Below are 3,522 nucleotides of genomic sequence, written 5' to 3'. Positions count from 1 at the left end.
CTGGTGTTTGGGGGGGTGTTTTTTTTTTATATATGTCCCTGTGTCCTGTGGTGTGGGGGCTGCTGGCCGGGGCAATCTCGATTCTACACAGGTGGGGGGTGGTACGGTCGTTGACCGTACGGCGCCAAGGGTGACAGAGGGGTCCTTGTCACACCTTCAGGTACTTGCGCAGCGCGACGAAGGCCGCAAGAGCAGGCATCAGCAGGCCGATGGCGATGACGAGCGGCAGCTTGGCGAGGACGGCGTCCCAGCCGATGAAGTTGACGAGCTGCATCTTGTCGGCGAGGGCGATGCCGTGGTCGATGAGGAAGTACCGGCCGACCAGGAGCATCACGCAGGCGACGGCGCCGCCGAGGAGACCGGCGAACGCGGCCTCCATGATGAACGGCATCTGGATGTAGAAGCTGGAGGCGCCGACCAGCCTCATGATCCCGGTTTCGCGCCGTCGGCTGAAGGCGGAGACGCGCACCGTGTTGACGATCAGCATCAGCGCGATGACCAGCATCAGCCCCATGACGCCGAGGGCGGCGATGTTCATGCCGTTCATCAGGTCGAAGAGGTTCTGCAGGATGTTGCGCTGGTCCTGCACGGACTCCACGCCGTCCCGGCCGGCGAAGGCGGTGGCGACGACCTTGTACTTCTCCGGGTCGTGCAGCTTGACCCGGAACGACTCCTGCATCTGGTCGGGCGTGATGACCGAGGCGATGGCGGTGTCGCTGTACTGCTCCTTGTAGTGCTTGTAGGCCTCGTCGGTGGATTCGTGGATGACCTTGTCCACGATGTCCATCTTCTTCAGGTCGGCCTCGATCTGCTCCTTCTGCTGCGCGGTCACCGCGCCCTTGGCGCACTTGGTGGAGGTGGCCGCGTCGTTCTTGTTGCAGAGGAAGATGGAGACGTTGACCTTGTCGTACCAGTAGTCCTTCATCGTGCTGACCTGCTCGCGCATGAGCAGCGCGCCGCCGAAGAGGGCGAGCGAGAGGGCCACGGAGACGATGACGGCGAAGGTCATCGTGAGATTGCGCCGGAGGCCGACGCCGATCTCGGAGAGCACGAACTGAGCGCGCATGGTGTTCTATCCCCTACCTGCTCAGTGCTGGTATCCGTAGACGCCGCGTGCCTGGTCGCGGACGAGGCGGCCCTTTTCGAGCTCGATGACGCGCTTGCGCATCTGGTCGACGATGTTCTGGTCGTGGGTCGCCATGACGACGGTGGTCCCTGTCCTGTTGATGCGGTCGAGCAGCTTCATGATGCCGACGGAGGTCTGCGGGTCGAGGTTGCCGGTGGGCTCGTCCGCGATCAGCAGCATGGGCCGGTTGACGAAGGCCCGGGCGATGGCGACGCGCTGCTGCTCACCACCGGACAGCTCGCCGGGCATCCGGTCCTCCTTGCCGCCGAGGCCGACGAGGTCGAGGACCTGGGGCACGGCCTTGCGGATCTCACCGCGCGGCTTGCCGATGACCTCCTGGGCGAAGGCGACGTTCTCGGCGACGGTCTTGTTGGGCAGCAGCCGGAAGTCCTGGAAGACGGTCCCGAGCTGGCGCCGCATGTGGGGCACCTTCCAATTGGACAGCCGGGCGAGGTCCTTGCCGAGGACATGCACCTGGCCGTGGCTGCAGCGCTCCTCGCGCAGGATCAGCCGGAGAAAAGTCGACTTTCCGGAGCCGGAGGAACCGACGAGGAAGACGAACTCCCCCTTCTCGATCTCCAGGGATACATCCCGGAGCGCGGGGCGGTTCTGCTTCGGATAGGACTTGGAGACGTTGTCGAATCGGATCACGGATGCACCACGGTCGGCCGGGAGTAGGTGTGCGCGACCTTACGCGACCGGAGAAGGGCTGCGCAGTCGCGGTCCCGGCTTGCGTGCTTTATCCTTTTCGCCCCTCGGGGCGGAACGGTCGCGATCCGGGTGTAACCCGACGGGGCGCGCCGAAACGCCTCGGAGCTGGCACAGTGGTAGGGGGAACGCTCGGGTGCCACCGGGCGTTGTCCTTGGTGTGAACCCCGCGTGGACCCCTGTGCGGGAGGAGGAGAGCGCATGACGTATGACCGACTGGTGTGCGCCAACTGCGCGGCCCCCGTCGCGGAGGGTCGCTGCCCCGTCTGCCGCGCGAACCGGGAACGACTGGGCCCGTCGACGGGCCTGACCCCGGCGATGGTGCTGGCACTGGTGATCGCCCTGCTGGCGACGATGGCGCTGCTGGCTGCGCTGCAGACCGCCTAGTCCCCGCGTAGACCCGCACAGCCCGCACAGAACCCCGTAGGGGCCGCGCAGGGCTCCGCATACGAGCCGGACAAGGAGAGAGGGCCGGGGGTGCGCCCCCGGCCCTCTCCTTCATGCCTGTACGGCCTTACGGCCTACCGCGGCGCTCCGCTCAGACGGCGGCGCGGCCACCGCCGACCAGACGCGGCAGCATCCGGAAGCCGATGCCACCGGCGATCATGGTCGCGGCACCGATGATCAGGAACGAGGTCTCGGCGGCGCCGGTCTCCGCCAGCTCCTCCTTGGCCTTGCCCTGCTCGACGGGCTGCGAGCCGGCGTTGTCGGTGTCGGGGTTGTTGCTCACGCACTCGGCGCCGTCGACGTCGACGATGCAGGTGCCGGCGTCGTCGCCACCGGTGGTGCTGCCACCGTTGCCGCCGTTGCCGTTCCCGCCGTTGCCGTTGCCGCCGTTGCCGTTCCCGCCGTTCCCGTTCCCGGCGTTGCCACCGTTCCCGTTCTCGCCGTTACCGCCGTTGCCGTTCCCGCCGTTGCCGTTGCCGCCGTTCCCGCCGTTCCCGTTCTCGCCGTTCCCGTTCCCGGCGTTGCCACCGTTCCCGTTCTCGCCGTTCCCGTTCCCGCCGTCAACGCCGCCGATGGGGTCGACACCACCGTCAATGCCGCCGATGGGGTCGGTGTCGCCGTCGCCGTTCGTGACGTCGGCCTGGACCTCGATCGTGCCGTCGTTCACCTCGGCGCCGAAGGACACGCCCACGGCCGAAGCGGCACCCGCTGCGGTGAGCGACGCGCCGGCGGCGATCACCGCGCCGGCCGCTATACGCGCTACACGGATCCGCGTCTTCTTGGTCATCTGGCTGCTACCCCCAGTAGCTCATCTAGTCTTTGGAGCAGCGCTCGGGGGCCTTCGGGCATCGGGAGCGGCGTCTCACTCAACCGGCCCCCGTTCACACACGCCCCAGAGATACGCATGCCGCGGGCCACCCTTCCGAGTTTCCGCATACGCGTCAAGGTCGTTGCGCGTGCGATGCCCGAAAGATCACCAGTTGCCCACCATGTGGGGATGCAACTGTGACGTAAACGTGGAACTGCCGCCCCTGCAAGGCCAGTTCCCTTGTCGACAAAGCGTCAGGAACGCCGGCTTCCCCCTTGCGCCCGCGAATCGCCCGCGAACCCCCCGCGCATCGATCCGGGCCTCGCCCGCGCATCGATCCGCGCGCGGACGGCGGACACAGAACGGGGGCCGGGGGGGGCGGGGGGGGGGGGCGGGGGGCGGCGGCGGGGGCGGGGGGGGGCGGCGACGACGA

The 3,522-nt window shown here is 67.7% G+C and carries 4 protein-coding genes; 1 reads left to right on the top strand and 3 read right to left on the bottom strand.

What is annotated here, in order from left to right:
- Nucleotides 1-148 precede the first annotated feature (148 nt).
- Nucleotides 149-1,066, bottom strand: coding sequence for a permease-like cell division protein FtsX (gene ftsX / locus ACWF79_RS33535; RefSeq protein ID WP_453731967.1), 918 nt, complete (start codon nucleotides 1,064-1,066; stop codon nucleotides 149-151).
- Nucleotides 1,067-1,087: 21 nt separating this feature from the next.
- Nucleotides 1,088-1,777, bottom strand: a complete 690-nt coding sequence (gene ftsE / locus ACWF79_RS33530) for a cell division ATP-binding protein FtsE (RefSeq protein ID WP_215071052.1) — start codon at nucleotides 1,775-1,777, stop codon at nucleotides 1,088-1,090.
- A 258-nt stretch (nucleotides 1,778-2,035) separates the two neighbouring features.
- On the opposite strand from ftsE, the gene ACWF79_RS33525 reads away from it, so the two are divergent.
- The gene (locus ACWF79_RS33525; protein ID WP_453731966.1) at nucleotides 2,036-2,221 is read left to right on the top strand and encodes a hypothetical protein; all 186 of its coding nucleotides are present in this window, start codon (nucleotides 2,036-2,038) and stop codon (nucleotides 2,219-2,221) included.
- Nucleotides 2,222-2,372: 151 nt separating this feature from the next.
- Here the strand turns inward: ACWF79_RS33525 and ACWF79_RS33520 are convergent, their stop codons facing one another.
- Nucleotides 2,373-3,068, bottom strand: a complete 696-nt coding sequence (locus ACWF79_RS33520) for an LPXTG cell wall anchor domain-containing protein (RefSeq protein WP_453731965.1) — start codon at nucleotides 3,066-3,068, stop codon at nucleotides 2,373-2,375.
- Nucleotides 3,069-3,522: the final 454 nt, after the last annotated feature.

This window comes from Streptomyces sp. NPDC054975, assembly GCF_053609105.1.
Note: the sequence above shows the minus strand (reverse complement) of the source record. Positions and strands in the feature narration are given on the sequence as shown.